11 protein-coding genes are annotated in these 15,705 nt (G+C 65.5%); 5 read left to right on the top strand and 6 right to left on the bottom strand.

From position 1 onward, the window contains the following. The first annotated feature begins 115 nt into the window (after window positions 1–115). Together ACZYOF_RS19035 and pdeM are read left to right on the top strand one after the other, a co-directional pair. Complete coding sequence (locus tag ACZYOF_RS19035; protein ID WP_463716723.1) at window positions 116–2,755, top strand: ligase-associated DNA damage response DEXH box helicase; 2,640 nt, start codon at window positions 116–118, stop codon at window positions 2,753–2,755. Between the two features lie 134 nt (window positions 2,756–2,889). Then, window positions 2,890–3,588: a ligase-associated DNA damage response endonuclease PdeM gene (gene pdeM, locus ACZYOF_RS19030; protein ID WP_282532747.1), complete on the top strand. Its 699-nt coding sequence runs from the start codon at window positions 2,890–2,892 to the stop codon at window positions 3,586–3,588. An 818-nt stretch (window positions 3,589–4,406) separates the two neighbouring features. Here the strand turns inward: pdeM and ACZYOF_RS19025 are convergent. Then, window positions 4,407–5,270, bottom strand: a complete 864-nt coding sequence (locus ACZYOF_RS19025) for a LysR substrate-binding domain-containing protein (RefSeq protein ID WP_130583447.1) — start codon at window positions 5,268–5,270, stop codon at window positions 4,407–4,409. A 97-nt stretch (window positions 5,271–5,367) separates the two neighbouring features. On the opposite strand from ACZYOF_RS19025, the gene ACZYOF_RS19020 reads away from it, so the two are divergent. Further along, window positions 5,368–6,288 carry a DMT family transporter gene (locus tag ACZYOF_RS19020; protein ID WP_463716722.1) on the top strand — a complete coding sequence of 307 codons (921 nt, stop codon included), beginning with the start codon at window positions 5,368–5,370 and terminating at the stop codon, window positions 6,286–6,288. A gap of 92 nt (window positions 6,289–6,380) precedes the next feature. Beyond that, window positions 6,381–7,721: an NRAMP family divalent metal transporter gene (locus ACZYOF_RS19015; RefSeq protein ID WP_463716721.1), complete on the top strand. Its 1,341-nt coding sequence runs from the start codon at window positions 6,381–6,383 to the stop codon at window positions 7,719–7,721. 2 nt (window positions 7,722–7,723) lie between these two features. Here the strand turns inward: ACZYOF_RS19015 and ACZYOF_RS19010 are convergent, their stop codons facing one another. The 5 genes from ACZYOF_RS19010 to ACZYOF_RS18990 all read right to left on the bottom strand — a co-directional run bounded on the left by ACZYOF_RS19010 (window position 7,724) and on the right by ACZYOF_RS18990 (window position 14,960). Next, entirely contained in the window at window positions 7,724–8,506 is a 783-nt protein-coding gene (locus tag ACZYOF_RS19010; RefSeq protein WP_463716720.1) for a TIGR02186 family protein, read from the bottom strand. Beyond that, on the bottom strand, window positions 8,503–9,432 hold the full coding sequence (locus ACZYOF_RS19005; protein ID WP_282532442.1) for a sulfite exporter TauE/SafE family protein: 930 nt from the start codon (window positions 9,430–9,432) through the stop codon (window positions 8,503–8,505). Before ACZYOF_RS19005 ends, ACZYOF_RS19010 begins: the two co-directional genes overlap by 4 nt. Window positions 9,433–9,739: 307 nt before the next feature. Next, window positions 9,740–10,408, bottom strand: a complete 669-nt coding sequence (locus ACZYOF_RS19000) for a COG3904 family protein (protein WP_282532443.1) — start codon at window positions 10,406–10,408, stop codon at window positions 9,740–9,742. A 242-nt stretch (window positions 10,409–10,650) separates the two neighbouring features. Then, complete coding sequence (locus ACZYOF_RS18995) at window positions 10,651–14,037, bottom strand: hypothetical protein (protein WP_463716719.1); 3,387 nt, start codon at window positions 14,035–14,037, stop codon at window positions 10,651–10,653. A 335-nt stretch (window positions 14,038–14,372) separates the two neighbouring features. Continuing rightward, the gene (locus tag ACZYOF_RS18990) at window positions 14,373–14,960 is read right to left on the bottom strand and encodes a PadR family transcriptional regulator (protein WP_463716718.1); all 588 of its coding nucleotides are present in this window, start codon (window positions 14,958–14,960) and stop codon (window positions 14,373–14,375) included. A 205-nt stretch (window positions 14,961–15,165) separates the two neighbouring features. On the opposite strand from ACZYOF_RS18990, the gene ACZYOF_RS18985 reads away from it, so the two are divergent. After that, window positions 15,166–15,603 (top strand): nuclear transport factor 2 family protein, encoded by a 438-nt coding sequence (locus ACZYOF_RS18985; RefSeq protein ID WP_463716717.1) that lies wholly within the window; start codon window positions 15,166–15,168, stop codon window positions 15,601–15,603. The last annotated feature ends 102 nt before the right edge of the window (window positions 15,604–15,705 follow it).

Raw genomic sequence — 15,705 nt, 5'->3', positions numbered from 1 at the left:
GCACTAGAGGGCCCTGTGGCTATGGGTCCCGGGTCAAACCCGGGACGACAGTGGTGGGACTGGCGGGCGACTCGCACCCCTCGACGAAGCCTCCTTGAGGGCATAGCTCTACCCTGTGCCCGTCCTGACCCAGCCCGCGACCTCGACCGAGGCCGAATTTCTCCTGCCTGTCCGCTTCCAGAAATGGTTCGCGGACCGTGGCTGGTCGCCGCGCGAGCATCAGCTCGCGCTATTGGCAAAGGCGCGCGAAAACCGTTCGGCGCTGCTGATCGCGCCCACAGGCGCCGGCAAGACGCTCGCCGGCTTCCTGCCAACATTGGTGGAACTGAGCGCGGCCTCACACCTCCCCCTGAAAGGTCCTTTCAAGGGGAGGGAGAATGACCAGCTCGCCAGCGGCGAGGGAGCGCTCTCAAGTGCGGCACGCTCCAACCTCATCTCCGCCGGCCGCAGCGTGAAGCGCACGGGCGGCCTCCACACCCTCTACATCTCTCCGCTGAAGGCGCTCGCGGTCGACATCGCGCGCAATCTGGAAGCGCCGGTCGCCGAGATGGGACTGCCGATCAAGATCGAGACCCGCACCGGTGATACGCCGGTGTCGCGCCGACAGCGGCAGCGGCGTTATCCGCCGGATATCCTGCTCACCACGCCCGAACAGCTCGCGCTGTTATTGTCATCCGACGACGCGCCGTTCCTGTTCTCCTCCTTGAAGCGCATCGTGCTCGACGAATTGCACGCGCTGGTGACCTCCAAGAGAGGTGACCTGTTGTCGCTTGGGCTCGCGCGGCTATGGCGGCTCGCGCCGGAGATGCGCGCGATCGGCCTGTCGGCGACGGTCGCCGAGCCGGAACAACTCGCGCGCTTCCTGGTGCCGCAGCAACCGGCCACGCAAATCGCCGCTGATGTCGTCACCGCCGGCGGCGCTGCGCCGCCGATCGTCGAGATGCTGGATACGCGCGAGCGCCTGCCCTGGGCAGGCCACACCGCGCGCCATGCGCTCGGTGAGATCTATGAACTGATCAAGCAGAACAAGACCACGCTGGTCTTCGTCAACACGCGCAGCCAGGCCGAGATGCTGTTCCAGGATCTCTGGCGCATGAACGACGATGGGCTCGCGATCGCGCTGCATCACGGCTCGCTCGACGTCGCACAGCGCCGCAAGGTCGAGGATGCGATGGCGGCCGGCAGGCTGCGCGGCGTGGTCTGTACGTCCTCGCTCGATCTCGGCGTCGACTGGGGCGACGTCGACCTCGTCATCAATATCGGTGCGCCCAAGGGCTCGTCGCGATTGATGCAGCGCATCGGCCGCGCCAATCACCGTTTCGACGAAGCCTCGCGTGCCGTGCTGGTGCCGGCCAACCGCTTCGAGGTCCTGGAATGCCGTGTCGCGATCGATGCGATCGCCGAGAATGCGCAGGACACGCCGCCGCTGCGATCAGGCGCGCTCGACGTGCTGGCGCAGCATGTGCTCGGCTGCGCCTGCGGCGAGCCGTTCCTTGCCGACGAATTGTATGAGGAGGTGCTGACGTCGGCGCCGTACGCGTCGCTGACGCGGGCCGATTTCGACGACATCGTCGATTTCGTCGCCACCGGCGGCTATGCGCTGAAGACCTATGAACGCTTCGCGCGCATCAAGCAGGACAAGCAGGGCCGCTGGCGCGTCGCCAATCCCCGGGTGCGGCAGAGCTACCGTCTCAACGTCGGCACCATCGTCGAGGAAACCATGCTGAAGGTTCGGCTGGTGCGCTCGCGCGCCGGCGGCACCGGCTCGACTGGCGCGCTTGGCCGAGGCGGCCGCGTGCTGGGAGAGATCGAGGAAGTCTTCATCGAGGGCCTCGTGCCCGGCGACACTTTTGTCTTCGGTGGCGAGGTGGTGCGCTACGAGGCGCTGGTCGAAGACCAGGTCTATGTCTCTCGCGCCAATGACAAGGATGCCAAGGTGCCGTCCTATATGGGCGGCAAATTCCCGCTCTCCACCTATCTCGCCGAGCGCGTGCGCAAACTGCTCGACGATCGCCGTGCGTGGAATGCGCTGCCGGATCAGGTCCACGAATGGCTGTCGCTGCAGAAGGATTTTTCCCGTGTGCCCGCGGTGCGCGAGCTGCTGGTCGAAACCTTTCCGCGCGGCAACAAGCATTACCTGGTCTGCTATCCCTTCGAGGGGCGGCTCGCGCACCAGACGCTCGGCATGCTCCTGACGCGGCGGATGGAGCGCGCCCGCACCCGGCCGCTCGGCTTCATGGCCAATGAATATGCGCTCGCGATCTGGGGATTAGGCGACCTCTCTTACCTGATCCGGCACGGCCAGCTTGATCTCAACGCGCTGTTCAATCCCGACATGCTCGGCGACGATCTCGAAGCATGGCTCGCCGAATCAGCGTTGATGAAGCGCACCTTCCGCAATTGCGCCATCATCTCAGGGCTAATCGCGCGTCGCCATACCGGTGAGGAGAAATCGCGCCGCCAAGTACTGTTCTCGACCGACCTTGTCTATGACGTCCTGCGCAAGCATCAGGCCGATCATGTCCTGTTGCGCGCGGCGCGTGCCGATGCCGCAACTGGCCTGCTCGATCTGCGACGGCTCGGCGACATGCTCGCGCGCATCCAGGGGCGAATCACTCATCGGGAACTGGAGCATGTTTCGCCGCTCGCAGTCCCGGTGATGCTGGAAATCGGCCGCGAGTCAGTTTATGGCGAAGCATCCGACGCGCTATTGGCAGAAGCCGCCGACGAGCTCGTGAAAGAGGCGATGTCATGAGACATCGTAGCAATGGAAATGAATTTTCGGGGCGTATCCCTCTCCACACCGTCATGCCCGGGCTTGTCCCGGGCATCCACGTCCTTTGCTTCAGCGTGTGTGGAAAGGCGTGGATGGCCGGGACGAGCCCGGCCATGACGGAGCAAGTGGCTCTTACTGCCGACCCCCCAAGTACTTTCGAGGTCGCCGGCGTTTCGTTCGCCGCCGATCTCTCCGGCGCTTTGTTCTGGGAAGAGCAGCGCCTGCTCGTCGTCTCCGACCTGCACCTGGAAAAAGGTTCGAGCTTCGCCACACGCGGCGTGCTGCTCCCGCCTTACGACACCGCGGCGACCCTGGGCCGCCTTGCCGCCGTCGTTGCCCGGCATGACCCGCGCATGGTGATTGCGCTCGGCGACAGTTTTCATGACCGGCGCGCGCATGAGCGGATGAGCGCGCAGGATCGCGACGCCATCACCGCGCTGCAGGCGCGGCGTGAGTGGATCTGGATATCGGGCAATCACGATCCGGCCCTGCCGTCCGATCTCGGCGGCATGGTCGCTACCGAAGTCGCGATCGGCCGGATCAGATTCCGCCATGAGCCGACCGGCGCCATCGGCGAGATCGCCGGCCATTTGCATCCCAAGGCCCGCGTCTCGACCCGCGGCCGCGCAGTCGAACGCCGCTGCTTCGCCAGCGACGGCGAACGCGCCGTGATGCCCGCCTTCGGCGCCTACGCCGGCGGCCTCAGCATCCGCGACGCCGCGTTTGCAAAACTGTTCGGTACGCCGGCCTTCACCGCGCACCTTCTCGGCGACACCAAGCTGCACACCATCGCCGCTTCCCGCTGTTATTGATTGCTGCCACAAGCGCCGTCCTCATCCCGAGGAGCCGCGCAAGCGGCGTCTCGAGGGATGGGCCACGGGCTCCTCACTCTCCGTCATTCCGGGGCGCGCGCAGCGCGAGCCCGGAATCCATTTGTCCACTTGCGCAAGCGGTAAAATGGATTCCGGGCTCATCGCTTCGCGATGCCCCGGAATGACGGAGGAGAAAATTCGCCAGCGATTCCAACGTGATTTGGCCCGTCCAGCCCTCGCACAAAAAACATTCCGCTTCCGCCGTCGGGCAAATCAGTGATTTAACTCCGCGCGTCTCACCCGAATGAGGGGCGGCTCGCGATCGTCACGAACGTTGCGGTGAGATGCGGTGGACGTGAAGCGTATGACTGACGAGCACGCGCATCACGGACGGCGAAGTCGTGTGGTCCTGGCGCCCCGACGCTGGCGCTAAGTTCGCAGAGATGATCTGTGAGTGATGGTGGCAAGAAAGCCCGGTCACCAAGGAGAGCACGAAGTAAGCCGTAAACCATCGCGCAGGGAAAGCCGGAATGCTTCGGTTGAACCTGTGGTCCTACCCCCGTGCTTTTTGTTGCACGGGACCCACGGGTGCAACCAGCACCCGGCTTTCCCTGCGCCCTCTGATTTCGAGAGGGTGGAAAGTGAAGCAAAGCTCGGACGCAATGCGTCGCGAGAATACAGACTCACATCCCCTCCGCTGTTTGAAATTTGAATCACAACTCGCGGCAATGCTGTAGGGTGGGCAAAGCGAAGCGTGCCCACCCTCACGAGCGGAGTGCTGATGGTGGGCACGCTTCGCTTTGCCCACCCTACGCCCGCTACGCCGCTTTCGCCTGCACGGTGTCGCAGAACTCCGCGAGTCTGTCGGCAAGCCGCAGTGTGGCGGGGCTGGCGGCGGGGGAGGCGAGCAGGGCGACTTCGGTCCTGTCGATCGGGGCAAAACCGTCTTTTGCCGTGAGCACGCGGTGATCGGCCTGGATCGCGATCTCCGATAGGATGCTCAGGCCCATGCCGGCGGCGACCGCGGCCTGGATGCCGGAGAGGCTCGAGGACGTATAGGCCATGTGCCAGGCGCGGCCCGCGCTCTCCAGCGCATGGATCGCGCCGGCCCGGTAGAGACAGCCGGCCGGAAATCCGATCAGCGGCACCGAGCCGCTGCGCGTATCGCGCGGATGCGTCTTGCTGGTGACCCAGTGCACCCGTTCCGGCCACGCCGCGATCGCGCCCTTCTCGCCGGCGGTGCGCTTGAGCAGCGCCAGATCGAGCTCGCCGCGATTGAGATCGCGCTGCAGGTGCATGCTCTGGTCGGCGCGCACGTCGAGCCGGAGCGTTGGATGCGAGCGCGAGAAGGCGCCGAGCAGTTTTGCCAGCCGATAGGCGGCGAAATCCTCGGGGATGCCGAGCCGGATCGCGCCCTGATAGGTCGGTCGCGTCACGACATCGCGCGCCTCTTCGGCGAGCGCCAGCAGCCGTCGTGCATAGGAGAGCAGTCGTTCGCCGGCTTCGGTCGGGGTGACATCCTTGCCGTTGCGGACCAGGAGCGGCTGGCCGACATCTTCCTCCAGCCGCTTGATCTGCTGGCTGACGGTGGATTGCGTGCGGTGGACGCGCTCGCCGGCGCGGGTGAAGCCACCGGCATCGACCACCGAGACGAAACTGCGCAGCAGTTCCAAATCGAACATGGCGGCACCTATTCAAAAATCCACTGGCTGCCAGTCTATCATTTAATTTCCAAATGGGAAGGCGAGGCCCTAGATGGAAGGGCCAAGGAGAATTCACATGTCGCTCGCCCCTTCGATTGCGGCTCCTCGTCAAGGCTTCAATCGGCTGCCGCTATTGATTGCTCTGTTCTGCCTGCTCTGGAGCTACGCCTTCATCGCCGGCAAGATCGGCGTCACCGATTGTCCGCCGCTGCTCCTGCTCACGGCGCGATTTTCGCTCGCGGGCGTCCTGATCCTCGGCTTTCTGGCGCTGCGCCGCGAGGGCTGGCAGCTCTCCTGGCGCGATGTCGCGGTCTATTCGGTGCTCGGCGTTGCCAACAACGCGCTCTATCTCGGGCTTGGCTATACCGGGCTGAAGACAGTCTCCGCCGGCATCGGCGGGTTGATCGTCTCGGCCAATCCGGTGTTCACGGCGGTGCTGGCGGCGCTATTCCTCGGCGAAGTCTTGACCTGGCGCAAGGTCGCGGGTCTCGTGCTCGGCGTTGTCGGCGTCGCCTTCATCGTCTGGCATCGGATCTCCGTCGGCACCGAGCATATGGAAGGCATCGTGTTCACGCTGGCCTCGCTCGCTTCCATCGTCACCGGCACCATCCTGTTCAAGCTGCTCGCACCCAAGGGCGGCCTGTGGATCGGCAATGGCATCCAGAATCTCGCCGGGGGGCTGGTGCTCCTGCCATTCGCGTTCACGCTCTCGAGCGTCTCCGAGATCGTGCCGAGCGCGCGGCTGCTCGGCGCATTCGCATTCCTGGTGTTCGGCGGATCGATCCTGGCTTACGCGCTGTGGTTTCATCTTCTGAAAGTGTGCGGCGCCACCGCCGCGAGCGCCTACCACTTCCTGATGCCGCCGCTCGGCATGCTGTTCGCATTCCTTGTGCTCGGCGAGCATGTCGAGTCCCGCGATCTGCTCGGCATCATCCCGGTCGCGCTCGGCATCTATCTCGTGACCCGTCCAACCGCCGCGCCCGCACCGCGCGCCTGACGACATGTCTTGCTTGTGCCACAACGAGGAGCCAGGTACAGCGCCGGGAACCGAACCACCTCCGGTTCGTTGTCGCGGCGACTGGACCGGGTATGACGCAACACAAGGCATCGACTGGCAATCACGTAAGACCCGGCGATAAGCCGGCCTCCAAGGCCAAGCCGCGCCAGCCCTTCGAACTCAAGCGCTTCCTGCAATCGCTCGGCCCCGGCCTGATCACCGGCGCCTCCGACGATGACCCGTCCGGGATCGGCACCTACAGCCAGGCCGGCGCGCAGCTCGGCTACGGCATCGGCTGGACCATGCTGTTCACCTTTCCGCTGATGGTGGCGATCCAGGAGATTTCGGCCCGCGTCGGCCGCGTCACTGGTCAGGGTATTTCGGGCAATGTGTGCCGGCACTATCCGCTGTGGCTGCTCAACATCGTGGTCACGCTCTTGTTCATCGCCAACACGATCAATATCGCGGCCGATCTCGGCGCCATGGCGGATGCGACGACGCTCCTGGTCGGCGGGCATCCCATCCTCTATGTGGTGCTTTTCGGCGTGGCGTCCGTGGCCGCCCAGATCATCCTCGATTACAAGCGCTATGTCGCGGTGCTGAAATGGCTGACGCTCAGCCTGTTCGCCTATGTCGCGGCCCTTGCCTTCGCCCGCATCTCCTGGGGCGAGGCGCTTGCCGGCATATTGCTTCCAAGGCTCGCCTGGAACGGAAACTATTTCACCACCATCGTCGCGATCTTCGGCACCACGATCTCGCCCTATCTGTTCTTCTGGCAGGCCTCGCAGGAAGCCGAAGACCAGCGCGTCGACGCCAAGAAGCAGCCGCTGATCGACAAGCACTATGGCGCGCGGAAGGAATTTTCTCGCATCCGCGCCGACACCATCGTCGGCATGGCGTTCTCGAACCTGATCGCGCTCTCGATCATCGTCACGGTCGCTGCGACCTTGCATGTGGCGGGGAAGACCGACATCCAGAGCTCGGCCCAGGCGGCAGAGGCGCTGCGTCCGATCGCCGGACCGTTCGCGGAAGCGATCTTCGCGCTCGGCATCGTCGGCACTGGGCTGCTTGCCATTCCCGTGCTCGCGGGTTCAACCGCTTACGCTGTCGGCGAGGGACGCCAGTGGCCGGTGGGCTTGGCGCGCAAGCCGAAGGAGGCGGTTGCCTTCTATGCCGTGCTGGCGCTGTCGGCCGGCTTCGGCATCGCGCTGAATTTCACGCCGATCAACCCGATCTCGGCGCTGTACTGGAGCGCGGTCATCAATGGCGTGCTCGCCGTTCCCGTGATGGTGCTGCTGATGTTCATGGCGCGCCGCCACGACGTGATGGGCCGGTATATCATCACCGGCCCGCTCTATTGGTTCGGGTGGCTGTCGACGATGGCGATGCTGCTGAGCGTGGTTGCGATGGGCGTCGGGCTCTTCGCGTCGTGACGTCAATCGCGCCGGAACACGATCGAGGCCATCCAGCCGGTCATCAGCGCCATGGCGGCGGTGAGGAGGCCGTAGGCAAGGCCGTTCTGCCGCGCGGTATTGGCGACGAACTGCTCGAAGCCGACCTTGACGATCTCGAAGGCAGTATCGGCCTTGGTCACCAGCGCGCCGTCGGTGAACAATTTGATCTCGACATTATAGGTGCCGATCGGCACCTCGGCCGGCAGCGGAATGGTGGTGCGGAACAGGGTCGGGGTCAGGAAGGTGACCGCCGAGGTCTCCTCGCGATACAGCCCGTGCTCGATGCGCAGCCGCACGAAGGCGCTGCGGAAGACGTCGTTGGGAACGACGTCGGCATAGTCAGGGCCGACGCGCTGCATCAGCAGCACATTGTTGAGCCCGAGCTGCTGGCGCCGCTGCACCTCCGGCGAAGCGATCTGGTCGAAGGGGCGGTTGGAGAACAGGGCGAGATAGGTCGGCACCTGCAGGAACTGCCGGTAATCGCTGTTGATCCAGATCCCGAATCGGCGCTCCTTGCGCCGCGTCACCATGTCGGCGCGCGGCCCGATCACGCTCACCACGAGGTCGTAATTGGTGCGGCCGGGTGGCGTATCGGCATCCCTCTCGACCGAGCCGAACAGCACCAGTTCCTCGCCGGAATAATTCGGCGTCACCGTGACGCGGTGGTTCGAGACCGAGACGATCAGCCGCTCCGCACAGGCCGGGCTTGCCGCGAGGATCGCACCGAGCAGGGCGGCGAGAACGAGGAGTGCGCGGGCGGTCATGGCGCGCCGCCGCCGGTTTCGCGGATGGTGAAGAGATCGGCGGGGCGGATCACGAGCTCGACCGCAAAGCGGATGCCGACCGCGAGCACCAGGAGCCCGAGCAACAGCCGCAGATGCTCGCCGCGGATCTTCTGGCCCGCGCGCGCGCCGAACTGCGCCCCGGTGACGCCGCCGACCATCAGGATCAGGGCCAGCACGGCATCGACCAGGTGATTGGTCACCGCGTGCAGCAGGGTCGCGAAGATCATCGTCACCAGCGTCAGCACCATCGAGGTGCCGATCACGGTCGAGGTCGGCACCCGCAGCAAATAGATCATCAGCGGCACCAGGATGAAGCCGCCGCCGATGCCCATGACGGCGCCGATGAAGCCGATCACGAGGCCGACGAAGATGACGGGAATGATGGAGAGATAGATCTTGGAGCGCTTGAAGCGCATCTTCAGCGGCAGGCCGTGGATCCAGCCATGGCTGCCCGGGCGGCGCAGCGTGACGGTGCCGCCGCGGCGGGTGCGCAGCATCGCGCGCAGGCCCTCATAGGCCATCGCCCCGCCGACCGCGGTGAGCAGCACGACATAGGACAGCCCGATCATCAGGTCGAGCTGGCCGAGCGAGCGCAGATAGGTGAAGGTCCATACCCCGAGCGCGGTGCCGATCGTGCCGCCGCTTAACAGGATCAGCGCCAGCGTCGGATCAATCGCGCGGCGGCGCCAATAGGAGATCGCGCCGGAGAAGGAGGAGGCCGCGATGTGGCTCGCGACGGAGGCAACCGCGACCGCCGGCGCGATGCCGATGAAGATCAGGAGCGGCGTCATCAGGAAGCCGCCGCCGATACCGAACATGCCGGAGACGAAACCGACCGCCGCGCCCATCGCCAGCACGAGGAAGATATTGACGGGAATATCGGCGATCGGGAGGTAGAGCTGCACGCGCGGTCGCTTCTTATAATGCCGCGGGGCTGGCGTACGGCCAGCCCACGGCGCGGTTTTCTGATCGAGCTTGCGGGCAGCGGAATCCGACGCGGAGACGGGCGCGGATCGGTTGCCGCGCCCTTGAATAACCGAAATCGCCGCGACGAGGGACTATAGAATCCGCCAACGCGGACTTTTTTGTCGCACCCAGAGCATGATCCCGAAAAGTGGAAACCGGTTTTCCGAAAAGATCATGCTCAAACAAAGAGATGAGATCATGATCCGATTCCGTCCAATCGGATCATGATCTAGGTCGGCCGTCGCCTCACGGTCGGCCGATGGGATCGGTAATCAGGTTCATCGCCGCGGCTTCCTTGGTGCCGAGCCAGCGGATGTCCCTGGTTTGTGACATCGCCTCGACGACGGTGGACGAAACGCCCATCCTGGTCATGTAGTGCAGGACGGCACCGGTGACGCGCTGGGTGTCGGCGACGGGGTCGGCAACCGGCGCCGTGGTGACGAACCGGTGGACGCCCAGCATCGAGCCCTCGATGCCGTAGCGGGTCGTGCCACCGGCAAAGGCGAGGACGCAGGCGCTGGCGCAATAGGCCGGGCGGACCTGGCCCGAAGCATCGGCAACGCCGACGGCGGTCGTCAGCCCGCGGGTCCGGATCATTTCGCCGATGATGAGCGCCTGGTTCAGAGCGCCGCCCGGAGATGACAGAAGGACAACATCGCCGGGCGCCAGATGGGCCTCATCCAACCTGTCGCGGAACCAGTTCGCGGCGGCCGGCCCGATCTCGCCCCTGATGGCCAAAGCGGGCCGCGAGCCGACCGCCCCGCCGAGATCGGTCTTGCTGATCAGTTTCGAACTCAGGCTCGGCGAAAAATACTGGTCTCTCCAATACGCCCAGGCGTCGGGCCGCGACAGGTCCCGATAGGCGCGGATGCCGACGCCGGAGATCAGGAGGACGAATATGACAATCGACCACATCGACCACCGCCATGCCGGCCGATGAGGCGGCCGCGCTTTCGGTTGATCGATCGACTGGCGTGGTGGTGCTACGTGGGGCCCGGTCGGCGAGCTTCGGTAGCGACCTTCGTGGTCTTGGGCTGACAAACTGGTTCTCTCGGCGCTGGCAGCTACCCGCGCGGGGGCCCGGCCTTTCTACACAGCTTCAGCGCTGAGATACATATGGCGACGCCGCACCGCAGCGTCCTGCGTCTGTCATAATTTTAATGCGCGATCGAGGCGGTCCGCTTCTGTGACGCCGCCCTGGCCGCGGGCTTGGCCGCATTGGGCGGCACGGTCGCGGAGTCCCAGCCGCCCGGTGGGGTCGCGGCGTTGACGGCGTCGTCGGGCTGCGGCTCGGCGGTGAAGGTCTGGATCGCGAGCTTGGCCGCTGCCAGCGATTGAGCGTCGAGGCGCTTGGCAACATCGTCGCGCTTGTGGCTGGCGTCGGCGTCGCCCTGGGCTGCGGCGAGGCTGAACCATTTGAAGGACTCGGCCAGGTTCTGCTCGACGCCGATGCCACGGGCATAGAGGATGCCGAGATTGAACTGGCTGTCGGCGACGCCGCGATCAGCGGCCTTGCGGAACCATTGTGCCGCGCTCTTGTAGTTGGCGCCTTTGCCGCCGCCATCGGCATCGAGCACCGCGAGATTGTGCATGGACTTGGCGTTGCCGCGCTCGGCGGCCTGCACGTAGTAACGCCGCGCGGTGTCGACGTCCTTTTTCACGCTGAGGCCCTTCTCATAGAAGGTTCCCAGCCGGAAGATCGCGGGCACCACGCCGGCCTGCGCGGCGCGCTCGTACCACTTTGCGGCCTCGTCATAATTGATCGGAACGCCCTTGCCTTCGGCGAAGCGCACGCCGACCTCATAGGCCGCGGCCGGATCGCCCCTCAGCGCCGCAGCGCGCAGCACCGGGCCGCCGATGGCATCAGGCAGCCGCTCGCTCGGCGGCACCTGCACCATCATAAGCCTGCCGCCCATCGGCGCGACGGACGGCGCGGGGATCGAGCCGGTGATGTCATTGTTCGCAACGGAAGATGGGGACGGCGCGGGCGCCGGCGGGATCGCCACCTGCGAGCCGTCGAGCATGTTCGGCGCGGTGCTGTTGTTGGATTGCCGGCCGAGCGGGGTCGGCGAAGTCATCAATGGCGCCGCAGGGGCCGGCGCGGGCGCGGGTGCGACGACCGCAGTGTCGGCCGGCGGCTGTGCCGCGGCGGGGGCATCGCTCGACCTCTCCATCGGCGGCATCTGCGAGGCGGTGCCGCTATCGAGCAGGATCATCGCCACCTTGAAGGCGCCGAGTACGATGACCACCACACTCGCGCCGACCAGCAGCGAGCGGATCTTTGACGTGATGGTCGAGGGCTCCTTGCCCTCGGACTTGCCCTGAGCCTTGTCGACCGGCTTGGCCTTGGCTGCCGCCTTGGCCCCACCACGTCCGCCCTTCTCGGTGGCGGCCTGGGCGGCCGCGGCCTGGGCGGCGCGGCGTGCGGCGGCGATGAAGCTCGACGTGGAGACCGGCTCTTTAGTGGAGGGCGAGATCTCGCTGATCGCGCTCTCCGACGCGGCGATGCGTTCGGTGGGCGTCGACACCCGTCCGGTCGGGCGCGTGCCCGGCTCGAGCGGATGATCCGGCGGCAGGTCCGGCTCGAGCGCGGCGCGGACCGCGGCGTGCGGCTCCAAAATCTCGCTGATCGCGCGCGGCGGGAGCGGCGGCGGAACGGGTACAGCCTCCACCGGCATGGCCGCATGGAAGTCGCGCGGCGCGGCCGCGAAATGTTCCTGTATCGCGGGATTAGGCAGCTCGGGCTTCGGCTGCGGCATCACTGTCTGCGGCATCGCGGCGCGCGGCGGCTCGGGCGCCGGTGACGGCGTGGCCGGCGCGGAGCGCACGGTGCGCAGATCGTTCTCGATCATCGCGAGGCGATCGACCACATGGCCGAGCGTATTGTGCACTGTCTCGAGCGAATCCTGCGTGCGGCGGTCGGTTTCCGACTGGCTGTAGCGGATATCGGACAATTCGCGCTTGACCATATCGACGAGGCCAGGGTCGAGCGGCTGCGGCGCCGGCGCGCCGGCATTGCGGCTCGTCTCGGCCAGCGACACGAGATTGGCGTGCTGGCGTTCGAGATGGCGCAGGATGTCCTGCAGCCCTTCCTCGACGCGCCCGAAATTGCCGGACTGAGGATTGGAGAAGGTTTCCAGGCGCTCGAGCAGGTAGGAGACACGCTGTTCGAGATGCGCGAATGCCGAGGCGCTGTCATTTCCGACCTGCATACGGTCGATCCGTTCCGACAGCGTACGCACGGCGTCTTCGAGATGTTGCGAGTGTTCGGTTGGCGCCGGGCGCTCGCGGCTTTCCAGGGTCGAGGCCAACGCGGCGATCCGCTGCTCGAGGACCGCAAAGGCATCGCCATGGTTGCCGGCGCGCGCGAGCTCGTCGACCTTGGACGACAGCGTCTGCACGTCCTCGGTGAGCCGTGCCAATGCGTCGTTGGAGGCGATATTGGAGACGATCGCGCGGAGCGCGGCGATTGCGCTCTCGAGCTGATGCACCGTCGAGGGATCGTCGTTGGCGCGCAGGATCAGATCGAGCTTGGCGCCGAGATTGCGGATCGCCTCGTCATAGCCGGTGAGCTGCTCGGCCGGGGTGAGCGAGCGCAGCACCTCGCGGATCTCGGACAGCGCACGCTCGATGCCGGAGAGCGCCTGGCCGTCGGCACCGTTCTGCCGGTTGTCGTCGATGCGGCGCGACAGCGAGCGGATCTCGCTTTCGAGCGATTCGATCGCGCGGCGCGGCATCGCCTCGGTGAGCGCGGCGCGGATTTCCGCAAGCTCGCTCCGGAACGCGGCGATCGACTGCTCGATATGATCCGGCCGTTGCAGTGCCTCGATCTGGCTCGTGATCTTGATCAGATAACGCTCCAGCGAGGAGAAGTCCGGGCCAGCCGGTGCCGGCGCGGCAGGTGCCGGTGCAACCGGAGGAGCATGCGCGGCCATTGGCGGAACGCTTGGGCCCGTCGGCTGAGCTGCGCCCATTGGCTGAGCGTGGCGCGGCGGCATCTGCCGCGGTGGCGGACCGTCGAGTTCGTTCTGGCGTGCGGTGATCTCCGCGATCGCGGAATCGAAAGAGGCGGGACTTAAGGGCGGCGACGGACGGTAGACCTTTGCGGCAGCACGCTCGACGGCTTCCGCCTGGCGCTGCCGGTCCGGCATCTGGGGCTGGCGCGCCGCGGCAGCGGGATTTGAAATCTGTGACAGCCGCGCATCGAGCCGCGAGATCGCGTCGTTGAGCTGGCGCGCGACGTTGGACTGGCCGCGCGCAGCGTCGCTGCGCGGGGCGTCATTGCGCGGCGCGGGCCGCGCTAATCGATCGATCTGCTGGGTGATCGCATCTAATCGCTGATGAATGTCGGCGACGTCCCGGCTTGCCTGGCTCGGCATCGCGGGCCGCGCCTGGTCATTGCGGAGATCCGGCGGCGCCGGCTCGCTCATGGTGGAATTGAGCCAGTCGTTCAGCGACATGCCGGCGCGGCGAGCCGCAGCCTCGGCCCTTTCGCGGACGGATGGATCGATGCTTTCAACACTCCACGATACGCGCGAATTCATGATTCCGTCCGGTCCCGACTAAGGCGTCCACACCCACGCCTGCAGCCTCCCCGTACGTCCCGATTGAACAGACAATCGAATTCCGCGCGGGGCGTCTGCCTTAGCCGTCGACTTTTTCGCGTTACGGTAAAGAACGGGTTAAGGAATGGCGCCGCGGGGCTCTAAAGTTACCTTTGCGCGGAACCTGCATCGGGAAGCCCGTCGTCCCGGCCTCCGAGCCGGGACCCATAACTCCGACTATGTGTTGTGAAACGTGCAAGTCGGCCCAGCGTCTTCCAACCACAAACCCTGTGGTTATGGGTCCGGGTCAAGCCCGGGACGACGGGGAGAGGTTCCTATGCCTTATCGTCGCCGTGGCCCGCTTTGAGCGGCTGAACGGTTACCCGGTTTGTCAGGGCGGAGAGGGCCTCGATGGCCTCCTCGCACCACTCCGCCACGACCTGCTCATGGCGAAGGCCGATGCGAAGCCCGAGCAGCTTGCCCATATCGGCGGGCGAGGCGACACCTTGCGGGAACCGCTTGTTGAGCAGGCGCTCGTAGCGCCCGTAGCGGTCGCGGTGGTGCTCCAATCGCGCCATCAGATCGGTGCGCAGCGGTTCGATATCGACGCTGTCGAGCGCGTAGAGCCGCACCAGGAGATCGTCCTTGATCGACGCCGGCATACTCGGACGCGCCGCCCAGTGCCGTAGCGCCGCCTTGCCTTCGGGGGTCAGCGTGTAAACCAGCTTGTTGGGCTTGCCGGATTGGACGACCTCGCGGGCCTGGACATGGCCGCGGTCGCGCAGCTTGGAAAGCTCGCGATAGATCTGCTGATGGTCGGCTTTCCAGAAGAAGCCGATGGACGCGTCGAACGTCTTGGCGAGCTCGTAGCCCGTCATCGGACGTTCGGTCAGGCATGCGAGGATCGCGTCACCCAGGGCCACGGGTCGCCACTCCCTCTCCGGTTTGCTGAGCAGGATACTGTCGGAGGACAGGCGCCCATTTGTCCGGATCCTGCTCACTCGTCCAGCATCCTTGACTTTATGCACATAGGCGCATATGCGTCAATGTGCATATTGACGGTCAAGACTAAACGGCGCGCCATGGTCGGGCCGTTGCACGTTCCGCCAAGAGGAGACGTCTTTGACAATGACCGGCCTCGACAAGTGGTACGCCTACATGAAGTCCCATGATCGCGCAGCGCTCTGGGATCTGCTTCACCCCGACGCCGTATTCGAAAGCCCCGTCGTACACGCGCCGCAGTGCGGACGTGACATCACCTTCAAATATTTGTCGAGCGCGGAAAAGGTGCTGGGCGGCCCCGGCTTCACGTATCGGGGCGAATGGCGCAGCGATAACGGCGCGGTGCTCGAATTCGAAAACGAGATTGAGGGCATCAAGATCAACGGGGTCGACATCATCACCTTCGATGCGGAGGGACGGATCACGCATTTCAAGGTGATGGTGCGCCCGCTGAAGGCGATCAACCTGTTGCACCGGCTGATGGGAGAAGAGCTAATGCGGCAGGCCGGCGAGGCCAGCGCCGCCAAGTCGCAGCCTAACATTACAGTTGTCTTTTTGTTTTGAAGTGCGCGCGCTGGGCGGCGGCCTGGTGAGCTCTACGCCAAAGTGACCATGCGATGATGTGTGCGGGTTGGATTCGCTTTCGAGCGAGTCTGATGGCGATGC

The sequence above is a fragment of the Bradyrhizobium sp. LeoA1Lang genome (genome assembly GCF_055413685.1).
Note: the sequence above shows the minus strand (reverse complement) of the source record. Positions and strands in the feature narration are given on the sequence as shown.

Excerpts from the sequence above, each read along its gene's own strand:
- ACZYOF_RS18985 (WP_463716717.1), top strand. The coding sequence starts at position 15,166 with ATGACCGGCCTCGACAAGTGGTACGCCTACATGAAGTCCCATGATCGC.
- ACZYOF_RS19000 (WP_282532443.1), bottom strand. The coding sequence starts at position 10,408 with ATGTGGTCGATTGTCATATTCGTCCTCCTGATCTCCGGCGTCGGCATC.
- ACZYOF_RS19025 (WP_130583447.1), bottom strand. The coding sequence starts at position 5,270 with ATGTTCGATTTGGAACTGCTGCGCAGTTTCGTCTCGGTGGTCGATGCC.
- ACZYOF_RS18995 (WP_463716719.1), bottom strand. The coding sequence starts at position 14,037 with ATGAATTCGCGCGTATCGTGGAGTGTTGAAAGCATCGATCCATCCGTC.
- pdeM (WP_282532747.1), top strand. The coding sequence starts at position 2,890 with ATGACGGAGCAAGTGGCTCTTACTGCCGACCCCCCAAGTACTTTCGAG.
- ACZYOF_RS19015 (WP_463716721.1), top strand. The coding sequence starts at position 6,381 with ATGACGCAACACAAGGCATCGACTGGCAATCACGTAAGACCCGGCGAT.
- ACZYOF_RS19020 (WP_463716722.1), top strand. The coding sequence starts at position 5,368 with ATGTCGCTCGCCCCTTCGATTGCGGCTCCTCGTCAAGGCTTCAATCGG.
- ACZYOF_RS19010 (WP_463716720.1), bottom strand. The coding sequence starts at position 8,506 with ATGACCGCCCGCGCACTCCTCGTTCTCGCCGCCCTGCTCGGTGCGATC.